Genomic DNA, 2,935 nt, shown 5'->3' with positions numbered 1-2,935 from the left:
TGGTTAAGTCCTCGATCGATTAGTATCAGTCAGCTCCACATGTCGCCATGCTTCCACCTCTGACCTATCTACCTGGTCATCTTCCAGGGATCTTACTCACATAAAGTGATGGGAAATCTCATCTCGAGGGGGGCTTCATGCTTAGATGCTTTCAGCACTTATCCCTTCCGCACATAGCTACCCAGCGATGCCTTTGGCAAGACAACTGGTACACCAGCGGTGCGTCCATCCCGGTCCTCTCGTACTAAGGACAGCTCCTCTCAAATTTCCTGCGCCCACGACGGATAGGGACCGAACTGTCTCACGACGTTCTGAACCCAGCTCGCGTACCGCTTTAATGGGCGAACAGCCCAACCCTTGGGACCGACTACAGCCCCAGGATGCGATGAGCCGACATCGAGGTGCCAAACCTCCCCGTCGATGTGGACTCTTGGGGGAGATAAGCCTGTTATCCCCGGGGTAGCTTTTATCCGTTGAGCGATGGCCCTTCCATGCGGAACCACCGGATCACTAAGCCCGACTTTCGTCCCTGCTCGACTTGTAGGTCTCGCAGTCAAGCTCCCTTGTGCCTTTACACTCTGCGAATGATTTCCAACCATTCTGAGGGAACCTTTGGGCGCCTCCGTTACTCTTTAGGAGGCGACCGCCCCAGTCAAACTGCCCACCTGACACTGTCTCCCACCCCGATAAGGGGCGCGGGTTAGAATTTCAATACAGCCAGGGTAGTATCCCACCAACGCCTCCACCGAAGCTGGCGCTCCGGTTTCCAAGGCTCCTACCTATCCTGTACAAGCTGTACCAAAATTCAATATCAGGCTACAGTAAAGCTCCACGGGGTCTTTCCGTCCTGTCGCGGGTAACCTGCATCTTCACAGGTACTATAATTTCACCGAGTCTCTCGTTGAGACAGTGCCCAGATCGTTACGCCTTTCGTGCGGGTCGGAACTTACCCGACAAGGAATTTCGCTACCTTAGGACCGTTATAGTTACGGCCGCCGTTTACTGGGGCTTCGATTCGCACCTTCGCTTGCGCTAAGCACTCCTCTTAACCTTCCAGCACCGGGCAGGCGTCAGCCCCTATACTTCGCCTTACGGCTTCGCAGAGACCTGTGTTTTTGCTAAACAGTCGCCTGGGCCTATTCACTGCGGCTCTTCGAGGCTATGCACCCCAAAGAGCACCCCTTCTCCCGAAGTTACGGGGTCATTTTGCCGAGTTCCTTAACGAGAGTTCTCTCGCTCACCTTAGGATTCTCTCCTCGCCTACCTGTGTCGGTTTGCGGTACGGGCACCTTTTTCCTCGCTAGAGGCTTTTCTTGGCAGTGTGGAATCAGGAACTTCGCTACTATAATTCGCTCGCTGTCACAGCTCAGCCTTCACGATGACGGGATTTTCCTCATCATCAGCCTAACTGCTTAGACGCACATATCCAGCAGTGCGCTTACCCTATCCTCCTGCGTCCCCCCATTGCTCAAACGGAAAAGAGGTGGTACAGGAATATCAACCTGTTGTCCATCGTCTACGCCTATCGGCCTCGACTTAGGTCCCGACTAACCCTGAGCGGACGAGCCTTCCTCAGGAAACCTTAGGCATTCGGTGGATGGGATTCTCACCCATCTTTCGCTACTCATACCGGCATTCTCACTTCTAAGCACTCCACCAGTCCTTACGGTCTGACTTCACTGTCCTTAGAACGCTCTCCTACCACTGACACCAAAAGGTGTCAATCCACAGCTTCGGTGATACGTTTAGCCCCGGTACATTTTCGGCGCAGAGTCACTCGACCAGTGAGCTATTACGCACTCTTTAAATGGTGGCTGCTTCTAAGCCAACATCCTGGTTGTCTAAGCAACTCCACATCCTTTTCCACTTAACGTATACTTTGGGACCTTAGCTGGTGGTCTGGGCTGTTTCCCTTTCGACTACGGATCTTATCACTCGCAGTCTGACTCCCATGGATAAGTCTTTGGCATTCGGAGTTTGTCTGAATTCGGTAACCCGATGAGGGCCCCTAGTCCAAACAGTGCTCTACCTCCAAGACTCTTACACATGAGGCTAGCCCTAAAGCTATTTCGGAGAGAACCAGCTATCTCCAAGTTCGATTGGAATTTCTCCGCTACCCACACCTCATCCCCGCACTTTTCAACGTGCGTGGGTTCGGACCTCCATCCAGTGTTACCTGGACTTCATCCTGGACATGGGTAGATCACCTGGTTTCGGGTCTACGACCACATACTCATTCGCCCTGTTCAGACTCGCTTTCGCTGCGGCTCCGTCTCATCGACTTAACCTTGCATGGGATCGTAACTCGCCGGTTCATTCTACAAAAGGCACGCCATCACCCGTTAACGGGCTCTGACTACTTGTAGGCACACGGTTTCAGGTTCTATTTCACTCCCCTCCCGGGGTGCTTTTCACCTTTCCCTCACGGTACTGGTTCACTATCGGTCACTAGGTAGTATTTAGCCTTGGGAGATGGTCCTCCCAGCTTCCGACGGGATTTCACGTGTCCCGCCGTACTCAGGATCCACTCAAGAGGGAACGAAGTTTCAACTACAGGGTTGTTACCTTCTTTGACGAGCCTTTCCAGACTTCTTCGTCTACTCCGTTCCTTTGTAACTCCGTATAGAGTGTCCTACAACCCCAAGAGGCAAGCCTCTTGGTTTGGGCTACATCCCGTTTCGCTCGCCGCTACTCAGGGAATCGCATTTGCTTTCTCTTCCTCCAGGTACTTAGATGTTTCAGTTCCCTGGGTCTGCCTTCCATACTCTATGTATTCAAGTATGGATACTGTTCCATTACGAACAATGGGTTCCCCCATTCGGAAATCTCCGGATCAAAGCTCACTTACAGCTCCCCGAAGCATATCGGTGTTAGTCCCGTCCTTCATCGGCTCCTAGTGCCAAGGCATCCACCGTGCGCCCTTCATAACTTAACC

At 52.7% G+C, this 2,935-nt stretch carries 1 rRNA gene; it reads right to left on the bottom strand.

Annotated elements, in window-relative coordinates:
• A 23S ribosomal RNA gene (locus ACKA06_RS21555) occupies nt 1–2,935 on the bottom strand.

Source organism: Rossellomorea oryzaecorticis (assembly GCF_045897515.1).
GTDB classification, from domain to species: domain Bacteria; phylum Bacillota; class Bacilli; order Bacillales; family Bacillaceae_B; genus Rossellomorea; species Rossellomorea enclensis.
The sequence above is the reverse complement of the archived record's forward strand: the minus strand, read 5'-3'. Positions and strand labels throughout refer to the sequence as shown.